21 protein-coding genes and 1 tRNA gene are annotated in these 22,815 nt (G+C 38.8%); 11 read left to right on the top strand and 11 right to left on the bottom strand.

The window, feature by feature from the left end; genetic code table 11:
- Positions 1-28 precede the first annotated feature (28 nt).
- Positions 29-102 (top strand) — tRNA-Met (locus tag ACM0OP_RS17245).
- A 42-nt stretch (positions 103-144) separates the two neighbouring features.
- Here ACM0OP_RS17245 and ACM0OP_RS17240 read toward each other — a convergent pair.
- The 5 genes from ACM0OP_RS17240 to ACM0OP_RS17220 form a co-directional block, all read right to left on the bottom strand.
- Positions 145-966: a DNA adenine methylase gene (locus ACM0OP_RS17240; RefSeq protein WP_414529649.1), complete on the bottom strand. Its 822-nt coding sequence runs from the start codon at positions 964-966 to the stop codon at positions 145-147.
- A gap of 70 nt (positions 967-1,036) precedes the next feature.
- The gene (locus tag ACM0OP_RS17235; RefSeq protein WP_414529648.1) at positions 1,037-3,442 is read right to left on the bottom strand and encodes an exonuclease domain-containing protein; all 2,406 of its coding nucleotides are present in this window, start codon (positions 3,440-3,442) and stop codon (positions 1,037-1,039) included.
- Positions 3,443-3,571: 129 nt separating this feature from the next.
- A complete protein-coding gene (locus ACM0OP_RS17230) occupies positions 3,572-3,865 on the bottom strand; it encodes a hypothetical protein (protein ID WP_414529647.1) in 294 nt (97 codons plus the stop codon).
- 2 nt (positions 3,866-3,867) lie between these two features.
- On the bottom strand, positions 3,868-4,023 hold the full coding sequence (locus ACM0OP_RS17225; RefSeq protein WP_414529646.1) for a plasmid partition protein ParG: 156 nt from the start codon (positions 4,021-4,023) through the stop codon (positions 3,868-3,870).
- Between the two features lie 83 nt (positions 4,024-4,106).
- The gene (locus tag ACM0OP_RS17220) at positions 4,107-6,116 is read right to left on the bottom strand and encodes an amylo-alpha-1,6-glucosidase (protein WP_414529645.1); all 2,010 of its coding nucleotides are present in this window, start codon (positions 6,114-6,116) and stop codon (positions 4,107-4,109) included.
- 139 nt (positions 6,117-6,255) lie between these two features.
- Here ACM0OP_RS17220 and ACM0OP_RS17215 point away from each other — a divergent pair, with 139 nt between their 5' ends.
- Together ACM0OP_RS17215 and ACM0OP_RS17210 are read left to right on the top strand one after the other, a co-directional pair.
- On the top strand, positions 6,256-6,867 hold the full coding sequence (locus ACM0OP_RS17215; RefSeq protein ID WP_414529644.1) for a peroxiredoxin: 612 nt from the start codon (positions 6,256-6,258) through the stop codon (positions 6,865-6,867).
- Positions 6,868-7,308: 441 nt separating this feature from the next.
- On the top strand, positions 7,309-7,845 hold the full coding sequence (locus ACM0OP_RS17210; RefSeq protein WP_414529643.1) for a peroxiredoxin family protein: 537 nt from the start codon (positions 7,309-7,311) through the stop codon (positions 7,843-7,845).
- Positions 7,846-7,869: 24 nt separating this feature from the next.
- Here ACM0OP_RS17210 and ACM0OP_RS17205 read toward each other — a convergent pair whose 3' ends face one another.
- Entirely contained in the window at positions 7,870-8,232 is a 363-nt protein-coding gene (locus tag ACM0OP_RS17205) for a four-helix bundle copper-binding protein (RefSeq protein WP_414529642.1), read from the bottom strand.
- A 484-nt stretch (positions 8,233-8,716) separates the two neighbouring features.
- Between ACM0OP_RS17205 and ACM0OP_RS17200 the strand changes: the two genes are divergently transcribed.
- Positions 8,717-9,316: an MBL fold metallo-hydrolase gene (locus ACM0OP_RS17200; RefSeq protein WP_414529641.1), complete on the top strand. Its 600-nt coding sequence runs from the start codon at positions 8,717-8,719 to the stop codon at positions 9,314-9,316.
- Between the two features lies 1 nt (position 9,317).
- On the opposite strand, the gene ACM0OP_RS17195 is transcribed toward ACM0OP_RS17200, so the two are convergent.
- Positions 9,318-10,217: a helix-turn-helix domain-containing protein gene (locus ACM0OP_RS17195; RefSeq protein ID WP_414529640.1), complete on the bottom strand. Its 900-nt coding sequence runs from the start codon at positions 10,215-10,217 to the stop codon at positions 9,318-9,320.
- A gap of 132 nt (positions 10,218-10,349) precedes the next feature.
- Between ACM0OP_RS17195 and ACM0OP_RS17190 the strand changes: the two genes are divergently transcribed.
- The 3 genes from ACM0OP_RS17190 to ACM0OP_RS17180 all read left to right on the top strand — a co-directional run bounded on the left by ACM0OP_RS17190 (position 10,350) and on the right by ACM0OP_RS17180 (position 13,505).
- Positions 10,350-10,730, top strand: coding sequence for a DUF2834 domain-containing protein (locus tag ACM0OP_RS17190; RefSeq protein WP_414529639.1), 381 nt, complete (start codon positions 10,350-10,352; stop codon positions 10,728-10,730).
- A 622-nt stretch (positions 10,731-11,352) separates the two neighbouring features.
- Positions 11,353-12,240 carry a mechanosensitive ion channel family protein gene (locus ACM0OP_RS17185; RefSeq protein ID WP_414529638.1) on the top strand — a complete coding sequence of 296 codons (888 nt, stop codon included), beginning with the start codon at positions 11,353-11,355 and terminating at the stop codon, positions 12,238-12,240.
- 131 nt (positions 12,241-12,371) lie between these two features.
- The gene (locus ACM0OP_RS17180) at positions 12,372-13,505 is read left to right on the top strand and encodes a mechanosensitive ion channel family protein (protein WP_414529637.1); all 1,134 of its coding nucleotides are present in this window, start codon (positions 12,372-12,374) and stop codon (positions 13,503-13,505) included.
- Positions 13,506-13,530: 25 nt separating this feature from the next.
- Here ACM0OP_RS17180 and ACM0OP_RS17175 read toward each other — a convergent pair whose 3' ends face one another.
- Together ACM0OP_RS17175 and ACM0OP_RS17170 are read right to left on the bottom strand one after the other, a co-directional pair.
- The gene (locus ACM0OP_RS17175) at positions 13,531-14,430 is read right to left on the bottom strand and encodes an ABC transporter ATP-binding protein (protein ID WP_414529636.1); all 900 of its coding nucleotides are present in this window, start codon (positions 14,428-14,430) and stop codon (positions 13,531-13,533) included.
- 54 nt (positions 14,431-14,484) lie between these two features.
- Positions 14,485-15,258, bottom strand: a complete 774-nt coding sequence (locus tag ACM0OP_RS17170; protein WP_414529656.1) for an ABC transporter permease — start codon at positions 15,256-15,258, stop codon at positions 14,485-14,487.
- A gap of 300 nt (positions 15,259-15,558) precedes the next feature.
- On the opposite strand from ACM0OP_RS17170, the gene ACM0OP_RS17165 reads away from it, so the two are divergent.
- Entirely contained in the window at positions 15,559-17,499 is a 1,941-nt protein-coding gene (locus ACM0OP_RS17165; RefSeq protein WP_414529655.1) for an FAD-dependent oxidoreductase, read from the top strand.
- 252 nt (positions 17,500-17,751) lie between these two features.
- Here ACM0OP_RS17165 and ACM0OP_RS17160 read toward each other — a convergent pair whose 3' ends face one another.
- A complete protein-coding gene (locus ACM0OP_RS17160; protein ID WP_414529635.1) occupies positions 17,752-18,693 on the bottom strand; it encodes a hypothetical protein in 942 nt (313 codons plus the stop codon).
- A 230-nt stretch (positions 18,694-18,923) separates the two neighbouring features.
- On the opposite strand from ACM0OP_RS17160, the gene ACM0OP_RS17155 reads away from it, so the two are divergent.
- The 3 genes from ACM0OP_RS17155 to ACM0OP_RS17145 all read left to right on the top strand — a co-directional run bounded on the left by ACM0OP_RS17155 (position 18,924) and on the right by ACM0OP_RS17145 (position 22,497).
- On the top strand, positions 18,924-20,066 hold the full coding sequence (locus ACM0OP_RS17155) for a sigma-70 family RNA polymerase sigma factor (RefSeq protein WP_414529634.1): 1,143 nt from the start codon (positions 18,924-18,926) through the stop codon (positions 20,064-20,066).
- A gap of 79 nt (positions 20,067-20,145) precedes the next feature.
- On the top strand, positions 20,146-21,315 hold the full coding sequence (locus ACM0OP_RS17150; protein WP_414529633.1) for a DUF1822 family protein: 1,170 nt from the start codon (positions 20,146-20,148) through the stop codon (positions 21,313-21,315).
- A gap of 51 nt (positions 21,316-21,366) precedes the next feature.
- Positions 21,367-22,497: a Gfo/Idh/MocA family protein gene (locus ACM0OP_RS17145; protein WP_414529632.1), complete on the top strand. Its 1,131-nt coding sequence runs from the start codon at positions 21,367-21,369 to the stop codon at positions 22,495-22,497.
- Between the two features lie 101 nt (positions 22,498-22,598).
- Here the strand turns inward: ACM0OP_RS17145 and ACM0OP_RS17140 are convergent.
- On the bottom strand, positions 22,599-22,815 hold a 217-nt coding region (locus ACM0OP_RS17140), incomplete at its 5' end, for a hypothetical protein (protein WP_414529631.1).

Below are 22,815 nucleotides of genomic sequence, written 5' to 3'. Positions count from 1 at the left end.
TGCTATGATGACAAAGTATGAAACGTAAGGCTCAGTAGCTCAGTTGGTTAGAGTACGGGACTCATAAGCCTGGGGTCGTCAGTTCAAATCTGACCTGAGCCATTATTACAATGAAACTTCAAGATTTAACTGTTGATAATCTGGTCAGTCTTGATTATTTTTGAAAAAATTGGTAATGAATAATTCTTTACCTTTGGCTGCACTGCCTTGTTTATAGTTATTCATGCCATACTGCAATTCCCACTCAAACAAATGAGAGTCGGGAAAGTTTTCTCTAATTTGAGGTGAATCATCATAAGTTATTAACCATTGATGATGACATTCTCTCAGAAATTCTGCAAACCTTTGATGCTCAAAATTTGTGTGTAAATCACCATCTTTACCATACAACCTGGATTTAGTCGCCGCAAAGTAAGGCGGATCTAAAAATACAAATATATTTGTCCCGTCTGGTTGTAATAATTCACTGTAATCTAAGTTGGTGATTTTGACATCATCTGTTAAAATTTCTGCTAATTTCTCTAGTCGGTCTATTGAGGAGTAGGTAAAGCGTTTGTCAAATGCTTGCTGAGAAAATCCTCCAGATTCTACAGTACCAGAAAATGTAATTCTATTGAGAATAAAAAAGCGTGTTGCTCTCTCAAAATCAGATAATGTTTGAGTATCTATAGTGGTGAGTGCTTTAAATAGGATTTTACCATCTGTATGTTTATCTTTAACACGGCGGATTTCTTCTACTAGTTGCGGTAGATGAGATTTTGCATATTTCCAAAATAGAAATAATTCCCGGTTTAAATCGTTTATCCAGATTTTGAGGTGAGGAAATTTCTGCTTTAAGTAAATAAATACGGAACCTCCACCTACAAATGGTTCTCGAAATTCAGAGAAGTTATCTGGTATGTGTGCGGCTATTTGGTTGATGGCTTTTGATTTCCCACCTGGGTAACGTAATGGGCTTTTTATCATGAGTAACGAACCGCAAAGGACGCAAAGTACACGAAGGAAGAGGGGAAGAAGAAGGACGAAAAGAAGGTTTTTATTTGGTTGGTGGTGTAAAACCAAGTATGGAAAATATCCAGTGATACCATTGTTGATGGGTGATGACAAGATTTAATGCTGATGCTAAATCTACGTTGTCTAAGTCTTTGTTATAAATGCTGATTATTAAGTCATAAATTAGGTCTAATAGGATTCTGTCTGGTTTATTTAATAGGCTGAATTTACCATTTTGACTATTTTGCAGTTGGTTAATATGTTCTTTGCCTACTTTACCTGTGATTTCTGGTAAGCGTTCATCTCTGATTAATTCAAATTTTGTTTGCGTATGAATACTCACTAATTCGTTGAAGTTAGCAATACGAGTGGTAAAAGGAGTACCGTTAATTTGCAGAAATCCAATTACATGATTTTTATTACCGTTTTCTACTACGATATGTTCTGGTAATTTTCTTTTACCTAAGCGATACTGTGTGAGTTTAACAGGCTTGATATGGTTGAAGGCTTCGGCTATTGTTTTTAATTTACCAATATCATCATAATCGGTGATAATCGCTGAATTATTATATTTTTGCTCCAATTCATTTTTATGTTGAATTAAATACTCAATTACAGGATTTGAAGGGGAAGTCTCAATTGCATTAGGTAAAAAAGATGCTAGTTTCTGTTGCAGGTTGCTTAAGTCTATAGCAGCAGGTTCTTGAATAGCTTGTATAACCTGCATTAAGACTTCCATTGATACCTGTTGCTGTTGCTGTAAGAGTCTTAATTGCTGTGCTATTTTTTCGTTGCTGTCTAGTTCATATATAGCCGCTTTTTCAATGGTTATGGGGATTCCATGCACTCTGTAGTTATAGTAGTCAGCCGCACGGTTTAAGGCGGATCTAATGGGTTTTTTTGTTAAAATGTCATCTAAATCTTCTGGCTGAAATAGCTGCTGTAAGTTAACATTGAGAGATTGCAGTTTAATTTGAATAATTGCCTGAATTTCTGTATCTGTAGGTTGACGTAAATAAATTTGTGATGGAAAACGCCCCAAAATTGAATTATCAAAGGTGGCTTTAAATTGTTCCCATCTGTCAGGAAATAAATTGAGAATAATTAAGCTGTTGGGAACATGGGTAAAAATCTCTTTAACTGCTTCACCAAAGTTTAATAAAATGTCTTTGTTATGGGGAAGGCCTAAGCCTTCTAACTGATCAAAAATAATGATTAAAGGTTCATCGAGGCTAGATAATCTACCTAAAACTGATATGGCTTCTAAGGAAAAGGCTTCTTGACTAATTGTTTCTCCCCAATTTGGTAAGCCAATGGTTTCTGCTTCTTCATCTGTTAACACGTTCCCGGCTAACCACCGAGTAGTAATATTTTTATATCTATAATCTGTGTAGCTACAATACTTTACCATTCCCTTAATGATGGATAAGGCAAAACTTCCCGCAGCAAAATTGCTCATCCACCATTCATTAATGGTTTTCTCAATATACAGCCAATATTCTCGCTTGCGTTGGGTATTTTCCGCTCCTAAAGCATTGATATTATTTTCTTCTAAGTCATATAAGGCTTTAAGAATTTCTATGTCTTTTTGTTTGACATCTCTGTGAGGAAGACTGAGAATTTTCCGAAAGGTATTAATAATTAAATAGTCTAATTGTGGGAGATTTCCCACTTTTTGCACTAGTGATTCTAATATGCGGCTATATATATGATAAAGTACAGATTGAGCATTGTTAGGTTGACGAATAAATAATAATCTGTTGCTCGATAGTCTCTCTTGAGCTAGTCTCATCATTAGGTGAGTTTTTCCAGAACCTGGTTCGCCAATAACTACTATGCCTTTACTTTGATGATTAATGTCTAGTTTAATATTATTTAAACCCGTTTTGAGGGTGAGAAATTCTCTTTGATAGGTATTGAGGTAATCGGGATGATTTTGAAATGGTGTATCAACTCTACTGCTGGTAAATGGATTAGGTTGCTGTTTGAGTTTCTCTAGCATAATTTTGATATAAAGATGGTAAGTAAATTCCGCATCATATCTGGCACTATGTGCCATGTCGGAAATGAAATATTGACTATTAGCCCGCAAATTAAAATATTTACTTAAATACTCTAAAGAATAACTTTCTAATCCTTGCCAAGTGTTTTTTGCCAAGTTCCAAGTACACTCAAATTTTAAGTTATGCCAATTTAAACCAACTTGGCGGAAATTATATTTAAGAACATCAATATCATGTTCTGCATAGTGACAAATGATGGTTTTACCCTGAACAATTGCTAAAAATTCTGTGAGCAGGGTTTTTAAGGTTTTCAGGTTAGGACTATTTGGGGATATCCGGGGATGCTCCCTAGATAAACCTTCATAAATCACTAAGCCTTGACTGTCTATTAGGGCTAATTCACTTAGTTCTGGGTTGCCTTCGGTATCTAAAACAACAAAATCCATATAACTGTAATTATACTTTTTTTATTGTATCATTAGTATCAATCAATGTAATGCTATTCCGAATAAAAAGCGTACTGTTATCTCAAAATTCGATAATTTTCTAGTATCTATTGAAAACAGAATCGTTAGTTAAATGTTATTTTCCTTATTCCGTTCAAGTAACTGTGCTAAGATTATCTCTAGTCTTTGTAGAGCAGCGTTAGTTGAGTTTTGGCTATCTCTTAATTCCAGCACTAGATCATCTAATATGACATTTCTAGCCCTAGTTGTATCGATAAAGTCGCTGGCATTGTCTACAAACCTATCAATTTTTTCACCCATAGCCTCAACGGTGACAGATAAACCGTCAAGCTGTTTTTGGGTAATATCTTGACGGTCAATTAATCGATTAATTTTGTGGTCTAAACGCTGCGGATCTGTCATGGTTATTTCTCCTGTGTTAACCATTCTTTCAACATTTGGTTAATAACCTGTCCCATTGATTTATTTTGTCTGGCACAAGCTACTTTAAAGTCGGTCTTAACCTGTTTATCTATATAAACGCTTAACTCTGTCATCCCTTCTGGAATCTTTTTAGGCATTTTTTTTATAAACTCGACATCTAGTATTCTCGCATTACCTCCAGGATTTGGCTAAGTACGGATTGCGCGATTGCTCGATTTACTTACTCTATATTATATGACCGCCAGTGTCTCATGACTTCGGCAACTGACCACGCTTGCGCGATCGCACCTTTAGGTATATGAGGCCAATCTCCATCAAATATTTCCGAAATGGAGTGAATACAGGCATCACCTAAAAAGTGGTCTAGCAGTGGTTGCCAATCAAAAGGTAAGGGTGTTTCTGGGTAAGAACGCTGCCACGCACGGGTAAAGGGACCAATTAGCCAAGCCCACACAGTCCCTTGGTGATAGGCGCGATCGCGCTGCTGGGAGTCCCCTGTATATTTACTGATATAATCAGGGTCGGCAGGGTCAAGACTACGCAAACCATAGGGGGTGAGTAATCGGGAAGTGGCTAAATCAACTACCGCCCTTCCTTGATGTTGGGAAAACCCACAATGATGCAGAGATAATGCTAAAACCGCATTGGGACGAATCTGGGAATTACGACCATCATCCGGATCAATGGTGTCGTATAAATAACCCATCTGTGGATTCCAGAACTTTTGCAGGGAAATTGTTACTTGTTGGGCTTGCTGAGTATAACGTTGTGCCTGCTTGGCTAAACGTGACGCATCACCATAATTCATTTGGCTTAACCGTTCAGCCCATTGACTCATCCAACACAAAGCTGAATACCACAGGGCATTAATTTCTACTGCTTTACCATTGCGGGGAGTTACAGGTTTTCCGCCAATGACGACATCCATCCAGGTGAGGGCGACACCGCACACATCCCAACTCAGTAGCCCATCAGTGGCATCAACTTGAATGTTATAACGTGTACCACCCATAAATGCTTTGTGAATTTGCTGCACTACGGGAAATTGTGCGGCTAAAAATTGCCAGTCTTGGGTAGCTTCTAGGTAAAGTCCTAAAGTCTCAATCCACCATAAGGCTGCGTCGATACTGTTGTATGAGGGTTCGCCACCAAAATCAGGAAAAACGTTAGGGATTAAACCGTGGCGACAGTAACGCCCAAAGGTTTGTAATAGCCCTTTTGCTAATTGAAAGCGCTGTGTAACTAAGGCTAAACCGGGTAAGGCGATTAAGGTGTCCCGTCCCCAGTCGTTAAACCAGTGATACCCTGCAATTACTGTGGGGCCAGCTATGGAGGGGCGATCAACAATAAATTGATCGCTGGCTTGTAATAATTGCTGCCAAATGGGGGATGAAGATTGATTTTTGACTGGGGCGAATATCTGGGATAGCCTTTCTTGTTCTGCTTCTACAGCTGCGGCAAAAGTTTCCGGACTCAGCAGGGTTTGGGTGGGATGGGGAAAACCCATCTGTGCTTCTAGGGTGACTGCATCTCCTGGTTGGAGTTTAACTGTTAAGTAACCGGGGCTATAAAGGTCTTCCCTATCCCCTAATCCGCGTTTTTTCTCTTCTATTAACTGATAATCCCAATACCATACGGCATCTGCATGATATTCTCCTTGAGTCCAACGTAAATGCCAAGGTGTGCCGAAGTCGCTGGCAAATATGGCTTGCAGACAAACGTGATTGTGACTGAGTAATTGGGAAAATTGTAAGCCGGGGTCAGCTTTTTGCTGGTGGTGAAAGTGGCGATCGCCGATCAGCAGCCGTAACCTTAAAATGGCAGTATCTCTGCCTTCATAGCGATACTGCATCAATAGCCGATGGGAACCCATATCTTTTGCCCCATCTTCCCGGCCGTGAGGCATCAATAATTGTCTGCTGAGTTGCCAGTTATCTGCTTGCCAAATCCATTTCGGCACTGGGTTAATATCAAAAGAATGTAGCAGTTTATAACCTTGGGGAGAAATTTGACCATCACCCCAAAAATTTGTCCCTAGTGCGATCGCCTTTCCTGATACTTCTAAACTCCCTTCTAAGTGAGAAAACAGCAAAGTACGTCCCGCAGGTGGATGAGTTGCACCCAATAACCAACCATGATAAGTACGGGTGCGAACATCCGAAATAGTTCCACTGGCAAAACTTCCCAAACCGTTAGTTAGTAACCATTCTCTTGTATTTAAATCAGCCATTGGTTATTCAAAATCGTTATGACTATGATATAGTCGTAACAGATTGTAATTAAACTGTAACAATTGTAAACGGGTAAGTGTTAACTAACCCAAATTCCCAGGTTATTGTACTTATATAAGTCCAAGGAGAATTAGCTTAATGTCCCTCACTTACGCAACAGAAGGATGCCTCCGTGTAGGTCAACAGGCTCCTGAATTTACCGCAACTGCTGTAGTAGATCAAGAATTTAAGACAATTAAACTTTCCGACTATCGCGGTAAGTATGTTGTTTTATTTTTCTACCCCTTAGACTTTACCTTTGTTTGCCCCACTGAAATCACTGCATTTAGCGATCGCTACCCAGAATTTAGCCAAGTTAACACTGAAGTTCTCGGTGTTTCCGTTGATAGCGAATTTTCTCACCTAGCGTGGATTCAAACTGACCGCAAATCTGGTGGTGTGGGCGACCTCAACTATCCCTTAGTTTCCGATATCAAAAAAGAAATTAGCGCCGCTTATAACGTCCTTGACCCAGCCGCAGGTATTGCCTTACGCGGTCTGTTCATCATTGATAAAGATGGTATAATCCAGCACTCTACCGTTAATAACCTCGCCTTTGGTCGCAGCGTCGATGAAACCTTGCGGACATTGCAAGCACTTCAGCACGTTCAGTCTCACCCCGATGAAGTCTGCCCAGCCGGTTGGCAACCTGGTGAAAAAACCATGAATCCTGACCCCGTTAAATCTAAAGTCTACTTCTCTGCTGTCTAGATTTTCCTAGCAGGTAAGATTCCTAAAACTACAGATATTGATTATTTCCGATGGGGTTCACTGTAAATCCAGTTCCCCTCCTCGCTTGCCTACGGTGTACACACATCCTGAGCCAAAGAGATTTTTCAGCCCTAAAAACCAAATTTAACCGTAAATCCAGTTCCCCTCCTCGCTTGCGGGGAGGGGCTAGGGGTGGGGTCTTATGACACAAAAGAGAATTTCCCGACTTGTGTGTACATAGTGGTTCCTTGCTTGCAGGGTTGTGGTTCTTGTACCTCACTCAACTCGGAAAGACTATATCTGTGGTTTTTATCGCACTACGCATACAAGTTAGTATATAAACTGATCATAAAAGTTCGACACCGAAAGGCTTTTACCCCACTCCCTACTCCCTACCTCCAGCTATAATCAAAATTTTTTATAAAAAATCCCTAAAACAATATGCTTACTTCTACCGATTTCAGTGGTTTATTAAACGAGCGCTTCTTCCGCAACTTTCTTCCCATCCCAGCCATAAATCAGCTAAGAATGGAAGTAGGAACCCCAGATTTTCAATTGCCAGATATCACTAATGGCACTGTGGTTAAATTATCAAATTATAAAAGTCAGCAACCAGTATTACTAGCATTTACGCGTATATTTACAGAAAAACAATATTGTCCCTTTTGTTTTCCTCACATCAAAGCTTTAAATGAGAACTACGAACAATTTAAAAATCGTGGTATTGAAGTTTTAATGATTACAAGTACAGATGCGCAGCAAAGCCAAATAGTTGTGCAAGATTTAGGTTTAAAAATGCCTTTGCTGAGTGATCCTAGTTGTCGCGTATTTCGCACATATAAAGTAGGGCAAGCGTTAGGTGCGCCTTTACCAGCCCAGTTTGTTTTAGATAAAGAAGGCAAATTAATTTACAGACATTTATTTTCTTTCTTAGATCATAATGCTAACGTTGACACATTATTAACGCAGTTTAATTAACCCCATCCCCAGTCCCTGATGAAATTAAACAGGGATCATTTGCATTGATCTACAGGCTTCCGCACATTTACGGCAACAGGTGGCACATTCCATCATCTTTTGGTCTTGGCTGATTTGTTCGCAAGCAGTAGCACAGCGATCGCACATTTCCGCGCATAACATACAAGTGCGCCCCATGAACTCAGAACCACCCATCATCATATTCATGCACATCATGCACATTTCTGAGCAATCGCGGATCATCCCCATCAGATTCATATTCCTTTGCTTACCGTTTTGACTCATGCAGTAAGTCATGGTTTCCATGCACATTTTGTGACATTCCATGCAAGCATTAATGCAATTTTGCATATCGGTGGTCATGGTTTCAGTCATCATCATCATCATGATCAAATTCTCCAGAATTATTGATACTGAAATATTGTTTTCAGCAGGACTACCTATAAGATTAATGAGATTTTTTATAGAGTCAATACTACTTTTTCGGTAGTTTTTATAAGCCTACTAAGTCGATATGATTAACGGTGTTTTCAATGAATAATACATAATTAAAATCTGGCTTTTCCGAAACTCTGATTTAGCTAGGGTTTCTATCTTCCCTTATTTCAGTAAGAATTTATTTTGGGGTATTTACCGTTTAACTGAAGATGATACATCTCCTCCCAAAGTAGGGTCTATTTTTTTTGCCTTTTCACCCTGTCAAAGCATAACAGTGTCATTGTGGTCAAAAATATCACTCCCCACTCCCCACTCCCCAGCTACAATTGCAAAAAAATAGCTACAAGCATTGAATTTTACTCTAGTTTATTGATACATTATTGATGCTTAACTTTAAATCCAGTGTTATTGAAGGTACTGCACCAGAATTATTATGAAATCTCTACACCGTCCCGATCTATATGGCTGGTCTACTTTCAATCCTGCAAGAAACATTGATTTCAATGGCGTGGCTTGGATTCGTCCTGGCGGAAACGTCTTGATTGACCCCGTAGCTTTATCAAATCATGATTGGAATCATTTGCAATCCCTGGGTGGTGTGCTGTGGATTGTCTTGACTAATTCTGAGCATATCAGGTATGCCAAAGAAATTGCTGACCAAACCTATGCTAAAATTGCTGCACCCGTGGGAGAAAGAGATAGTTTTCCCATACATTGCGATCGCTGGCTAGCAGATGGCGATCAAGTGGTTCCCGGATTAGAAGTGCTAGAACTCCAAGGTTCTAAGACTCCGGGGGAGTTAGCTTTATTACTGGAAGAAACAACTTTGATCACAGGGGACTTGGTACGCGCCCGCAAAGCTGGTAGTTTAACAATTTTACCTGATGAAAAGTTGCTGAATCGCCAGGCTGCGGTGGCTTCTGTGAAACGGTTAGCCGCACTACCTAATATAGAAGCAGTGTTAGTGGGTGATGGTTGGCCTGTATTTCGGGATGGGGGACTGCGCTTGCAAGAACTGCTAGATACTTTGTGATTTAAGTTACTCCCCATTCCCCAGTTCTCAAATTAACTTCCGTCATCTTGTCTGCGGGAAACAAACTTTCAATCCGGATTTCTTGCAATAAAATATCATGAGGAGTACCCAAAGTGGTAATTGTAGTAAAGAAGTTCAAACTGATGTTGTCTTTGACAAACTGCACTGTTAGTAGTGGTATCTGCCAAGAGTCGAGATTGGTTTTTTGCCATACCCGAATCACATCTGGATAAGTTTGGATTTCGTGGAAAAGGGTGATGTATTCGTTACTTTCTTCTGCGGTAACTGCTTCTCGATACACCCTTTGCATGAGGTGACAAGCGATTTCTGACCAATTAGCAATGAACGGCTTTAAACCTTGAGGATGCAACATTAATCTCATCAAGTTAATTTTGCCATCAATATAAAAATTATCTAGCTGTTTTTCTGGTTCAATTAACCAATTAATTAATCTCTCGCAACAAGAATTGTTTTGAATTAAATTCCAGTAGCGATCCATAACTAAAGCTGGATAGGGTTCTTGCTGTTTTAAAATAAACCCAATAACTTGGCGAATAGGTTCCAGTTCTGGAGATAATAAATCACCTTCTGAATAAACTGGGTCAAACCCCGCACTAGTCAGCATAACATTTTGGTCACGCAAAGGAACATTCAGCACAACAGCGAGTTTGAGTACCATCTCGCGGCTAGGATGGGCGCGACTTGATTCTAAAAAACTAATGTGACGTTGTGAAACATCGCTGGCTAAAGCCAAATCTAGTTGACTGAAACCGCCTTGATGCCGCCAGTATTTCAGCAATTTCCCAAAAGATAAGTCTCTGTTGGGAAGATATCGTGTTGAAGTCGAAATTACAGCCATATTACCTCTGAGGTAATTGTTTCTAGGATCTGCCTTAGTCATAATCAGAACAACAGGATTGATTACCAACCTGTTATACCAATTCTCTCAAATTTAGAACCCCAGACAAAATTTAGATTTGTGAATCACAAATTGGTATGAGGCTACATCCAGTATTATTGGAGTCATAAAAGTATGCAAAATATCACCTACACTCAACCTGCATCCAGAAAATTTTGGACAGCAAAAACAGTTTATCTGCTATTGGCAATTGATGGTGCTATTGTTCCTTGGTTCTTGTTGTTAAAATTTTTTACTCAGAATGGTTTTGATCTCAGCCTATTTTTTCACAATGCATTTGCTAATTCTGTTAGTTCAGCCTGGGCAGCCGATTTACTCATTTCTGCTTTTGTCTTCTTTTGTTTCTCCTTTCTCGAACTCAAGCGACTTGCTATTTCTCAGCGCTGGCTAGTGCTTTACATTTTCATTACCTTTGGCATTGGTTTATCTTGTTCATTACCTTTATTTTTGTACTTACGTGAGCAAGCATTAGAAACTCCAAAACTTGGAGATTAGTTCACTTTAGTTATTATGGGTTGGGCATACTTCTACAATATCAGTACAAGTCTTGTCCACCCTTATCTATGTTAACTTTATGATGTCACTTCCTCAATAATAGAGCAATAAATTCTTATATAAATTTTCCTCTTTCCAGATTAATCTATTAAAAAATTAGTTATATTAATTGGTTTTAAGATATTCTCTCTAATACTTTCCGGCTTTTACGCTTACTGCAGGCAGTAATGTAACCTGTTATACCAAAATAGAATATTTTTGCGTGAATACATATTATCTTATCGGGGAAACCAAAGTACATCTTTTCGGTAGTCTTTCACCCATTTTATGATAAATAATCAAAGCTTTTACTGTTATAGTATTAGGTAATAAATATTATCCAGGAGCTTATTCTATTGTGGAAATTAATTTTCTCACCGAAACTCTGGGAAATAATCTGATGTATCTGGTTATTTTCATCTGTATCGTTGGAATCTTAGTGATCTTGGGAGCAGGAATATTTATTTTGGGCTTTATATTTAAAATTATCAGTGAATTGATTACAAATACAATGTTTTCACCCAACATAAACAATATCTACAAAAAAAACATATCTTCTTACAAAAAACCATTAATTATCACTTTGGTTTTAGTATTAAGTGATCTGGCATTATCAGTTTTTAGCAAAGGATTTCTGCTAAAGGATTTAGAGTTTATTCTCTCATTAGTAGTAGCAATTACAGTAGGTTGGTTAACCTCTCGATTATTTAATAGTTTATTAAATAACTACCTCAAAGAAAATGCCCTATCTCGCAAAATTAACGGTGAGATACTAATAGTAATTAACATTATATCTGATGTATGTATATTTTTGATTATCTTCTTTATTTTCGCCCAAACTCATAATATTAACGTCATCGGTATAGTAACCAGTTTGGGGATTGGAGGATTAGCTGTTGCCTTTGCTGCTCAACAGATTTTACAGCAGTTATTAGGCGGAATTGTTCTCTATATTGACAGACCTTTTGTTGTGGATGACTATATTGGTTTAGCCGACGGCACATTTGGTAAAGTCGAGACTATTGGATTACGCTCTACAAAAATTCGTAACTCTGGTAAAGGAACTTTAACAATAATTCCTAATAATTCTCTGACTAATATGAGTATAGAAAATTTCTCTGTAGCTAGAAAAATTATTTCTCTTGTTTATTTGACATTTTGTGAAGCACTTGTCGAAGATAAAAAAGCATTAATTAGTAAAGTTATTTTAGATAGTACCACGGATATTTTTGGCATTGATTCTCCTAACACAGATGTAGTATTTAAAGAAATCATTCAAGATGAAGATAATCATATCACTCAGGCACAAATTAACTTTTTTATTCTCGGTTCTGGTGAAATGTCAATGGACTTACGTCGTCAGTTATTAGAGATAGCCAAGCAAAACATTAGTTTGCAGCTTAGAGAATATAATATTGCTTTTACACTAGAAGAAAAACCAGTAGATGTCGATGCTCCAATTACTATTTAAATAAAACCGAGACACTATTCGGATCTTAATCCAGTCCGTAGGGTGAGTTAGACGACAGTTAATGATTTTTTAAGTAGCTACCTTTGTTTCCGTCGTAACCCACCGCAACATCCCTATTCCCCAGCTATATAATGAATATTTTAATAGACCTCAAATCCCTGTTCACAGTGAATCAAGCAACTCGTGAGATTTTCATATCAGTTGCTATTCAATTTACTACTTTCTTATTATTAATTGCACTTTCTTGGATAGTAGGAAAAGCTAGTCCCAGATTATTAAAACAAATTATTAAGAGGTTGTCACCATCAGCCTTTTTTAAAATTTATATCGCTTTATTTGATTCATTGGAAAAGATGTTAGAAATAGTAGGAATTGTAATTCTACTTTATCTATCTTTAAACTTCATTCAAGAATATGCGGGGTTATACCAATTCTTAAAATTTTTCGCTGAATTATCAATCACCATTAGTTTATCCATTTTATTTTGCGGGATATTTCGTAACTTTTTGCGTACTTACGGAATCATGGTAATTCGTAAACTGGGTTGGGAACTAGATGATTTATTACTAGTTTTAGAGAATGTTGGTAACATTATCATCGGTTTTATTGCAGCTGTAGCATTTGCTCAAAGCCAAAATATCAATTTAATTGGTTTAGTTGCTGGTTTAGGAATTGGCGGTTTAGCTTTTGCTGTTGCGGCTCAAAAAACCCTGGAACAAATTTTTGGTACTTTGGTTATATATTTAGATCGTCCTTACACCCCTGGGGAATATATTCGTGTACATTTAAGTTCCCAAGGGACTCTGTTTGCTCGCGTTGAAAGCATTGGTGTACGTTCCACTAAACTCCGCACACCTGCTAAAAATACGTTAGTAATTGTACCTAATTCCATCATGGCTGGTGCAGATATCGAAAATGTCACCAGGGGCAAAAAAGTTATGGTTTTATTCTATCTCGATTTTGCTCGCATTTTAGAAAAGTCGGAAGAGGCATTATCAGAAAAAGTAGTAAAGGATAGTATAAATTCACTATTTGGGATAGATCCTAACAGTACAAAGATTGCTTTCATTCCCCAGGAAAACTCTTCAGGTGTTCGTGCTAGGGTAAGTTTCTTTATCCTGGGTTCCAATGAAAACTCCATTGATTTTCGTAAGCGGTTATTACTGTTAGCTAACGACTCTATCGCCAAGAAACTGTTGACTCATGAGATAGAATTTACGATTGAAGAACCAACGATCTATTTAGAATCTCCCGTCACAATTTAGCTGGGTTGCTATACAGCCAGCCTTTCTATAGTTTACTGTCTTGGGTAACTTCTAAATAAATATGCTCTAAACTTACTGGTTTACGGGAAATTGAATCAAGTTCTATGCCTTCAAATCGGGCTATAATTTCTTTCAATTCTAAAGGTTCGGACAACCAAAAAGCTAATTCATTGCCGTAATATTTAGGTGTAAAACCATATTTTGCAGCGCGGGCGATCGCTTGCTCCTTTTGGCTAGTTTGTACTAAAATAACTTCTGAGGCTGGAATCAAAGTTCTCAACTCAGGTAAACTCCCTTCAGCTAAAATGTGACCGTGTTTAAGAATGCCAATTCTGTCACATAGGCGCTCGGCTTCATCTAATAAATGGGTAGTTAATAAAACAGTCACACCTTGATTTTTTAATTGTCGAATCAATTCCCAGATTTCATATCTAGATTCAATATCTAAACCTGTGGTTGGTTCATCTAAAATTACTAACTGGGGTTGATGTACCAAAGCCACTGCAATATTTAACCGTCGTCGCATTCCCCCACTCAGGGTTTCTACAGGACTTTTAGCTCTATCTAAGAGATTCACAGAGGTGAGAGTTTGCTGTATTTGTCTTTGGCGTGTTTCTCGATTTAACCCATAGATTTTAGCAAAAAAATTCAGATTCTCCTCACAGGATAAAGTTTGATATAGTAAATTTTCTTGGGGTGCAATGCCAATAATTTTCTTAGTAGTTTCGGAAACTGATTGATCATTAATTTTTACATTACCACTATCAGCTTTTAGTAAGTTACAAATAATATTGATAGTTGTGGTTTTTCCGGCTCCATTTGCTCCCAGTAAACCGTAAATCTCCCCAGTGTGAATGTGTAGATTTAAATCTTGGAGAACTATGATTGATTTATAGGATTTATTTAAGTTGGTGATTTGCAGCATTAGGTGTGTGGTTAAAGAATTGAGTTTTTTAGGGGAGAAGATGAATACAAGCAATCAAAGTCTTCTTTCTACTATTAACATTCGTCGATAAGATAACCAACCTCCTATAACCATGATGATAGCAAAGACCAATAGAAACCAAAAATGTGATGTAATTTGATTCAAGTCAGATCCTTGAGATGAAACCGCAACTAGAGCTTCATTCATGTGATAAATAGGATTAAATCTGGCAATGTTAATCAGACTTTGGGGAAAGAGTGAAGCGGGTAAAAATGCTCCCCCTAGAATTAACAATGGTACTCCAAAAGCAGCGACTAAAGCATTCACATCTTCAATGCGTCGCGCTAATTGAGTCCCCAAAATAAAGCCTAAACCAACATAAGCAACTATACTCATGAAAATAATTGTCAATCCCAATAGCACTGAACCATTGAAAGTTGCACCCCAAAAAGCAGCCACAGTGTAAATTAACAGTGTTTGTCCTACACCAATGCAACTGTGAGCGAGAAAAATTCCGAAAAAGTAGGATGTCCCACTTAGGGGAGAAATAAACAGGCGTTTGAGGGTTTGCTGTTCTCTTTCTGCAACTACTGTGGCGACACTACCACCTAAACAGCTAAAAAATAAGGCCGCACCAACTAAACTAGAGGGCGCAGCATAAGCAAAAGCCTCAGATAATGGTAATTCTGCCCGTTCTGCTAAAATAAAGCCACTGAGGATTAACACAGAAATGGGAAAAATACTCCAAAAAATCAGGCTGCGTCTGCGGCGCAATAGTTCAATTAAGATCCGCTGAGTCACTGCTATGGTTTCATCTCTATATTTGATCACGCCTACTTAACCCCTGGTAGCAAAATAGTAAATAATATATTAAACTATCAAATAATCTTCTAATTTGTGAAATTAAACTTTGCCGTCTGATATTTTATCAGATAAAAAATTTGCTATGAATGTTAAAAGTATCTATTCTCAAGTTATACAGTTAGGGATTGACAAATTCTCTAATTCTGGAAAAATTGCCAGAAAAACTAATTTTAAAATTTACTAGGTAAATCTAGAGAAAAATTTTGTCCTGTGCATGGCTAATATTTGCTGCTCGTTGTTCATCAAGCTGTAATTTTACAACCAATGAGTTTATTGTTTAATTCATCCGAATCATCTAACATATCCCGGCGGACTTTACTAAAATTGTTTGGTATTGGTGCAGTGGTGGGCGGTACAGGCTATTCCCGCTTTTCTAAGCCTAAACCTACAGTTTATCAAAAAGATACTCTCAATTTGCCGCAAATATTAAATGAGAATAAAAGTGTTGTCGTAGTTGGGGCTGGTTTAGCGGGTTTAGCTTCTGCTTATGAATTGAGTCGCAGGGGTTTTGCTGTGACACTTTTAGAAAAATCTCCCCAATTGGGTGGTAAAATTGCCAGTTGGCCGATTGAAGCTGCTGGGGAATCTTTTATGATGGAACATGGATTTCATGGATTTTTTCCCCAATATTACAATCTCAAAAGTGTGGTTTCTGAACTGGAGATTGAGAATAATTTTCAATCGTTAAATTTTTATTCCCTGGTTTATAAAGATGAGAAGTACAAACCGGAAATATTTCGCCCCAGTAGTTCGGCTTTTCCGTGGAATATTGTAGATTTAGCTATTGCTTCTCCAAATCGCTTACGGTGGGGAATTAATTTAACTAAGTTTAAACATTTACAAGTTTTTCAGGCTATTACTGGTTTTGAGCGAGAGAAAAATTATCGGCGTTTTGATAATATTTCTGTAGCGGAATGGGTGAAAAGTGAATTTCCCCAAGGTTTATATGATTTGTATTTTCTCCCTTTTGCTAAATCTAGCTTGAATGCGCCAGATGAGATGAGTGTGGGGGAATTAATGCAGTTTTTCCATTTTTACTTTTTTGGCAATCCGGAAGGATTAGCTTTTAATGGTACTGTGGATGATATGGGTACTAGTTTAGTTCAACCGATTGCTCAGTTTATTGAAAGCAATGGGGGACAAATTATTACTAATGCGACGGTGAGTGAGATTCCGGCTGAAAATGGGAAGATTAACCAGCTAAAATATTATCTTGGTGGTAATCAAAATAATGTGCCTTTTTGGGTGAAGCGGAATACTATTATTAGCAATAATCAGATAGAATATTTTGGTGCGGCTGATGAAGTTTTTGCGTTGTCATCTGATAGTAAACAAGCTGTTTCTCTGACTTGCACTCATCAAGGATGCACTGTGAAGCAAGGGGAAGATGGTAATTTCCATTGTCCTTGTCATGGGGCGATGTTTGCGGCTGATGGTAAAGTGTTGAAGGGTCCAGCAGAACGAGATTTAGCTAAGTTTGAAGTAGTGCAACGAGAGGATGAACAGTTGCAGTTATTAGCGGTGAATCATGAATCAACACCACCGCAGACTATTAGCGCTGATTATTATGTGTTTGCGACTGATGTTCCTGGGGTGCAGCAACTGTTTAAGCGGGTTAATGGAGATATAAGTGCAAATGTGCGATCGCAGGTAGAAAAATTAAGTATTGCTGATCCTTTTGCGGTGTGTCGTTTCTGGTTTGACCAAGATTTTGAGTGGGAACAAAGTAATTTTACGTCTTTATCTGGTTACACGTTAACAGACAGCATCACTCTTTATCATCGCATTCAACAACAATTTATTGATTGGTCAGAACGCACTGGGGGAAGTGTTGTGGAGTTACACGCCTATTGCTATAAGGAAAAAGAATTTCCCACTCAAGGGGCTTTATTAGCAACTTTTGAAGCTGAACTTTATGAAATTGTCCCTAAGTTGAAACAAGCCTCAATCCTACATCGAGAAATTGTCAATCAACGGAATTTTTCGGGATATCCACCCCAGAGTTATGCGGAACGTCCAGAGTCTATTTCCGGGATTCCTAATTTAATGTTTGCTGGGGATTGGGTAAAAATGCCTTTCCCTTGTGGGTTAATGGAACGGGCTGTGAGTAGTGGTTTATTGGCAGCTAATGAAATTTTACATCGTGAGGGTTTACAACGTCGATCGCTGTTAACTGTAAATCCAGAAGGGATGTTACAAATTTAGTTATCTGAGGTACAAGTAGGAATGATTAAACGCGGATGAACGCCGATAAACGCAGATAATTTTGTAGTTTATTAGGCTAGGAAATGCTATGGGTATACTCTCTTTAGTGAGGTACAGGAACCCCACCCCCAACCCCTCCCGTATCAAAGGTTTATCCTTTTCTTCCCCCCGTTGCGGGGGGATTGAGGGGGGTGCGAGGAGGGGAGATGAAATAAGTATTCAAACGGACTTGATATTATTTGCAAGTAGAATCTAAGCGAGTCTAATAATTAGTCTGGTGACACAACCTGCTCTTTTTAACCAGCGAAACGGATTTCTGGCGTTATTCCAACAACTGACAAACTGATTGTATATGCTTGTGGCTTGTGAACCGGCTTTGGCTACACAAGCGGCTAAACCACCCCAGTTTCCACTGACAGCTAAACCAATACAGGGTATGGCTGCGGCTGCGTAAGCAGGAGGTATTAACATATTGCTAATACTAGTCATCATTCCAGTAACTGCAAGACTAATCTGATAGTTAGCATTTGCTGGGACAAAGCTTTGCAGTTTAGAGGATGTCTCTTCCAGAAATTTCAGTTGGTTGGGAGGTATTTGTAAGTTGGGATTAATCTGAGGTGTTTGTAGATTAGGGTTAATTTGAGGATTTTGGAGAATTGGTTTAATTCCAGGTTGTTGTAAAACGGGTTGGAATAATGCTGGTTGTTCTCGTAAATAAATTTGTTGGGCTGGTGTTTCGAGGGATTCTAACAATTCTTGGCGTTCTGGAACTGATAAGTTTTGGATAATTGACCTATCTAGTCTGATAGCACCTGTTTTGATTTGTCTTTCAATCAGGTTTGCTCTTTCGCCAATTTTTTCTAATCGTGGCTTATTGGTTTGTTCAGCTTTTTCAAATGTCCCTAATGGGTTAATACTACCTTGTTTACCTTCAGTTTTAGCTAGGGTTTCGGCTTCTTTTAAGGCACTGTCTAAGCCCGCTTTCATGGCTTCTGCATAGGCGAAGGCGGCTTTTTCTATTGTTTCTGTGTCTTGGAGGGTGGCTACTTTTTTCCGTTCTACTTGGTTGAATGCAGTTTCTAATTCATTTAGTCTAGTTGTTGCATTTCTTAACTGAGTAACGGTAAATTGTGATTTTAGTAGTTGCGTATTTTGGGGAATCTGGGGGATTTGGGCAAAAGCGCTAACACTCACTAAAAAACTGCTTAAAATAGCCAAAAATATCAATTTTGCTCTTTTGAAATTTCCTAACATTATTGTTTCTCCACAATTTTAGAGGATGTTTGTTGCTGAATTAACGAAGTTTGAAAGGGTTTTCATATTTTGATGACTGGGTGAAACATAAGACTCACTCTATGTAGTAAAGTTTGTGCAGGTGATTTTTAACGCCTCTACTTTTCCTTTAGGTTGGATGCTGATTTTTTATGCAACCTCGACACAGCATTATTGAAATTTTTTCTACTTTCGTGCAGTTTGAAGGCGACTCCTTTAGCTGTTGGGCGACGGAATCACGGTTACGCCGGAGTATGGAAAGTTATGTTGCAGAAACACCAAAAGATACAAGAGCAAATTTTTGGGTAATATATTGGTATAAGTGTTGGCAATTACCGCAATCTCAGTGTTTAGCACAGCAACATCTGACGGCTTATTTACAGGAGTGTTGTTATTGGAGTTCGCAAAAAACAGCAGTTAACTTGATAAGTAGTCAGTATCAGGTTTCAGATTGTTTTCAAATTGCTATTTCCCAGGTTGATAAAGTTCTGAAAGGTTATAATCCCAGTCACAGCAGTAATTTAAATAGTTACGCCAGTATTGTGTTTAGTAATGCTATCCGGGAAACTTTACGCCAAATGCGTGAGGTTGATATCTGCACAGATTGGGGTTTGTTGCGGAAAATTTCCCAAAGGCGTTTAGAAGAATCTCTTTTAAATCTGGGCTTGTCTTCTGAGACGATTAATGCTTATATTTTGGTTTGGCAATGTTTTAAAACTTTGTATATACCGACAAAAACTGCTAATTCTCGCCAGTTATCTCGACCTGATGAGGAAATTTGGCAGGCGATCGCCAAACAATACAATACACAAAACAATCAAAAAGTCAATCCCCAAATATTAGAAGATTGGTTACTGAGTGCAGCCAAGGCTGTGAGAAAATATCTTTATCCTAGACCATATAGTGATTATGCTGGAGAATTACTGGATAACATCCCAGGGAGTGAACAAGAATCTTTAATTGATGCAATTGTCGCCCAAGAAGCAGCGCAAACCCGCAGTTCTCAGCAAAAAGAGATTCAGCAAGTTTTAGCAAATGCGATCGCTCAACTGGAACCACAAGTGCAAGAGATTTTACAACTATACTATAGTCAACAGCTAAATCAAGATGCGATCGCCAAACAACTAGAAATCAAGCAATACACAGTTTCCCGCAGACTGACAAAAGCCAAGGAAATATTACTCCGGTCTTTGGCGAATTGGAGTCAAGAAACTTTGCATATTTCTGTAAACACAGAACTACTAACCAGTATGAGTGCTGTGATTGAGGAATGGTTGTATAACTGTATAAAATAGTTCTGTCTGTTGTACCAAAGAAGAGAAGATTTCCCCAATAAACCCAAAATCAGCCGAAAAATTCTCCGGAGAAAATTCCATGACTGCTAATACCCCCATTTTAAGTTTTGCTTCCACCGACCTGATTTTGGAAATTCCCACCACTGTACAACAGCAAGTTGAACTGGAAAGCCAATCTTTTGCTAATTCAATTAGTTATCAAGCCTATATCAATCAAATTTGTGTGGGTGCTATTTTACCCTGGTTGAAAGAAGATATCACACCCCAAGCCCAAGTTTGGCCTCACCCTGCGGCTTTACCCAGTTTTTGGGAATTGGTAAATGGTAGTGCTGTAACAATACAAACAACTAGATTAATCTTGATTCCCAGTGAAAATATAGATAGTAGTGAATTGCGCGTACCCCAAGAATGGGTAGATTTACCAAGTTGGGTAGGTGATTATTACTTAGCAGTGCAAGTAGAACCGGATGAAGGTTATGTGAGAGTTTGGGGTTATTGTAGCCATGAGAGACTGAAAAATCAAGGTAAATATCAGGCAAGCGATCGCACTTACGTCCTAGATGAAGATCAGATAATTAAAGATATTAATGTATTAATACTTGCCCCAGAATTATGTAAAAATGAAATAACCCGCAGTACCACAGCAGAATTACCCCACCTAACGCAAACACAAGCCGAAAATTTAATTAACCGCCTGGGAAATCCAGAAATCATTACCCCGCGTTTAGAAGTTCCCTTTGCATTGTGGGGCGCACTCATAGAACATGGCGGTTGGCGACAAAGTTTATCGGAAAAACGGTTAGGAATACCAGAACAAAAATCAATTATCCAATGGCTACAAAGCGGTGTAACAGAAATAGCAGCTGCAATTGGCTGGGAAAAAATATCTCTGCAATCAACTCTAGCCCAGGCGCGCAGCGTGGAAGACAATCAACCAAAAATCAGTTTATCACGACAACTGGCGATCGCCGGACAACTATATGAACTAGTCATTACACCCCAAAACCCACCAAACACCACACATTGGCGCTTTGAACTCCGACACACCACCATAGGCGCAACCATACCCGGAGGCTTTAAACTCAGACTCCTCACCGCAGACCTCCAACCATTTCCCCAAAACGAAGACATAGCCACCACCGCCGTAGAAAAACTTTTTATAGAAGTTGCCTTAGAACCCGGAGAAAGTATAGTCTGGGAAATAGAACCCCTTCCCGACAACTACGACCGGGAAATCCTCAAATTCTAAAATCTCTCCTCTGCGACTCTGCGCCTCTGCGTGAAATCAACTCATTAAATTATGCCTTCTCCAACCCCCACAAATCAAAATAAAATCGGAATAGCAATTCTCGGAACCGGCTTTGGTCAAAAAGTCCATATTCCCGCATTTAAAACCCACCATCGCACCGAAATAATTGCCATATATCATCGAGACATTCACAAAGCCCAAACCATCGCCCAGACCCATGATATCCCCCACCCCAGCGACAACATCAACGAAATTTTAGCATTACCAGAAGTGCAAGCCGTCAGCATAGCCACACCACCATTTCTGCACTACGAAATGGCCAAAACAGTGCTACAAGCCGGCAAACATTTATTATTAGAAAAACCCACAACCTTAAACGCCGCAGAAGCCAAAGAACTCTATCAACTAGCCCAAACCAAAGGCGTAATAGCCACAGTAGACTTTGAATTTCGCTTCGTCCCCGCATGGCAATTATTCGCCGAATTATTAGCCAATAACTATGTAGGAAACAAACGCCTGATAAAAATTGATTGGTTAGGTTCCTCCCGCGCCGACACATCCCGCCCTTGGAACTGGTATTCATCTCAAGATAAAGGAGGCGGTGCATTAGGGTCATTAGGTTCCCACGCCTTTGATTATATATCCTGGCTATTTGGTCCCGTCAGCAGATTAAATGCCCACTTCAGTACCGCCATTGCAGAAAGAATTGACCCAGCTACCGGAGAATTAAAACCAGTCAACACAGACGACACCTGTTTACTATCCTTAGAACTAGCCGATGGTACACCTTGCCAACTTGCCATCAGTGCAGTAGTTCACGCATCCCGGACACATTGGGTAGAAGTGTATGGCGATCGCGGTACACTAGTATTAGGTAGTGAAAATCAAAAAGATTACATACATGGATTTCGCCTTTGGGGTTCCCAACCAGGACAACCCCTACAAGAAATAGAAATACCCAACCGCTTACATTTTCCTCAAAATCACGCCGATGGACGCATTTCCGCATTTACCCGCGTAGTAGACCAATGGGTACAAGGAATCGAACGCCAACAACAAATAGTCCCATCCTTGCGAGAAGGTCTTTACTCACAATTATTAATGGATTTATCCCATAAATCTCACACCACATCAAAATGGATAGAAGTACCCACCCTAGAAAGATTCCTCACTGATAATTAATCAACTCCCACTCTCCGCGTCTGTGCCTGCCAAAAAATCTAGCACGGTATTCAAAGTTGATACCGTGCCGAAAAACTAATTAAATGAAGGGATGAAAGTCATTAGTAGCCATAGCTGAATGACTTAGCCAAGTAGGCAATATGACCAATAGCATAAGTTGTCACAAACGCCTCAGCTAACTTAGTTAGAAAAGACATATCGCTGAAATAGGGTTCATAGCTGCTACCACCGGAGATAGCATCTACATCTTTAAGTTCATTGAGGAAACTTTCAGAATCTTGAAACAATTCCACACCAGCGTTGTTTAATTCAGAAAGA

The sequence above is a fragment of the Nodularia chucula CCY0103 genome, assembly GCF_963923915.1.
Classification (GTDB): domain Bacteria; phylum Cyanobacteriota; class Cyanobacteriia; order Cyanobacteriales; family Nostocaceae; genus Nodularia; species Nodularia chucula.
This window is presented reverse-complemented; position numbering and strand designations above follow the sequence as displayed.

Coding starts and splice junctions, on each gene's coding strand:
- ACM0OP_RS17240 (WP_414529649.1), bottom strand. CDS start 966: ATGATAAAAAGCCCATTACGTTACCCAGGTGGGAAATCAAAAGCCATC.
- ACM0OP_RS17235 (WP_414529648.1), bottom strand. CDS start 3,442: ATGGATTTTGTTGTTTTAGATACCGAAGGCAACCCAGAACTAAGTGAA.
- ACM0OP_RS17230 (WP_414529647.1), bottom strand. CDS start 3,865: ATGACAGATCCGCAGCGTTTAGACCACAAAATTAATCGATTAATTGAC.
- ACM0OP_RS17225 (WP_414529646.1), bottom strand. CDS start 4,023: ATGCCTAAAAAGATTCCAGAAGGGATGACAGAGTTAAGCGTTTATATA.
- ACM0OP_RS17220 (WP_414529645.1), bottom strand. CDS start 6,116: ATGGCTGATTTAAATACAAGAGAATGGTTACTAACTAACGGTTTGGGA.
- ACM0OP_RS17215 (WP_414529644.1), top strand. CDS start 6,256: ATGTCCCTCACTTACGCAACAGAAGGATGCCTCCGTGTAGGTCAACAG.
- ACM0OP_RS17210 (WP_414529643.1), top strand. CDS start 7,309: ATGCTTACTTCTACCGATTTCAGTGGTTTATTAAACGAGCGCTTCTTC.
- ACM0OP_RS17205 (WP_414529642.1), bottom strand. CDS start 8,232: ATGATGATGATGATGACTGAAACCATGACCACCGATATGCAAAATTGC.
- ACM0OP_RS17200 (WP_414529641.1), top strand. CDS start 8,717: ATGAAATCTCTACACCGTCCCGATCTATATGGCTGGTCTACTTTCAAT.
- ACM0OP_RS17195 (WP_414529640.1), bottom strand. CDS start 10,217: ATGACTAAGGCAGATCCTAGAAACAATTACCTCAGAGGTAATATGGCT.
- ACM0OP_RS17190 (WP_414529639.1), top strand. CDS start 10,350: ATGCAAAATATCACCTACACTCAACCTGCATCCAGAAAATTTTGGACA.
- ACM0OP_RS17180 (WP_414529637.1), top strand. CDS start 12,372: ATGAATATTTTAATAGACCTCAAATCCCTGTTCACAGTGAATCAAGCA.
- ACM0OP_RS17175 (WP_414529636.1), bottom strand. CDS start 14,430: ATGCTGCAAATCACCAACTTAAATAAATCCTATAAATCAATCATAGTT.
- ACM0OP_RS17165 (WP_414529655.1), top strand. CDS start 15,559: ATGAGTTTATTGTTTAATTCATCCGAATCATCTAACATATCCCGGCGG.
- ACM0OP_RS17155 (WP_414529634.1), top strand. CDS start 18,924: ATGCAACCTCGACACAGCATTATTGAAATTTTTTCTACTTTCGTGCAG.
- ACM0OP_RS17150 (WP_414529633.1), top strand. CDS start 20,146: ATGACTGCTAATACCCCCATTTTAAGTTTTGCTTCCACCGACCTGATT.
- ACM0OP_RS17145 (WP_414529632.1), top strand. CDS start 21,367: ATGCCTTCTCCAACCCCCACAAATCAAAATAAAATCGGAATAGCAATT.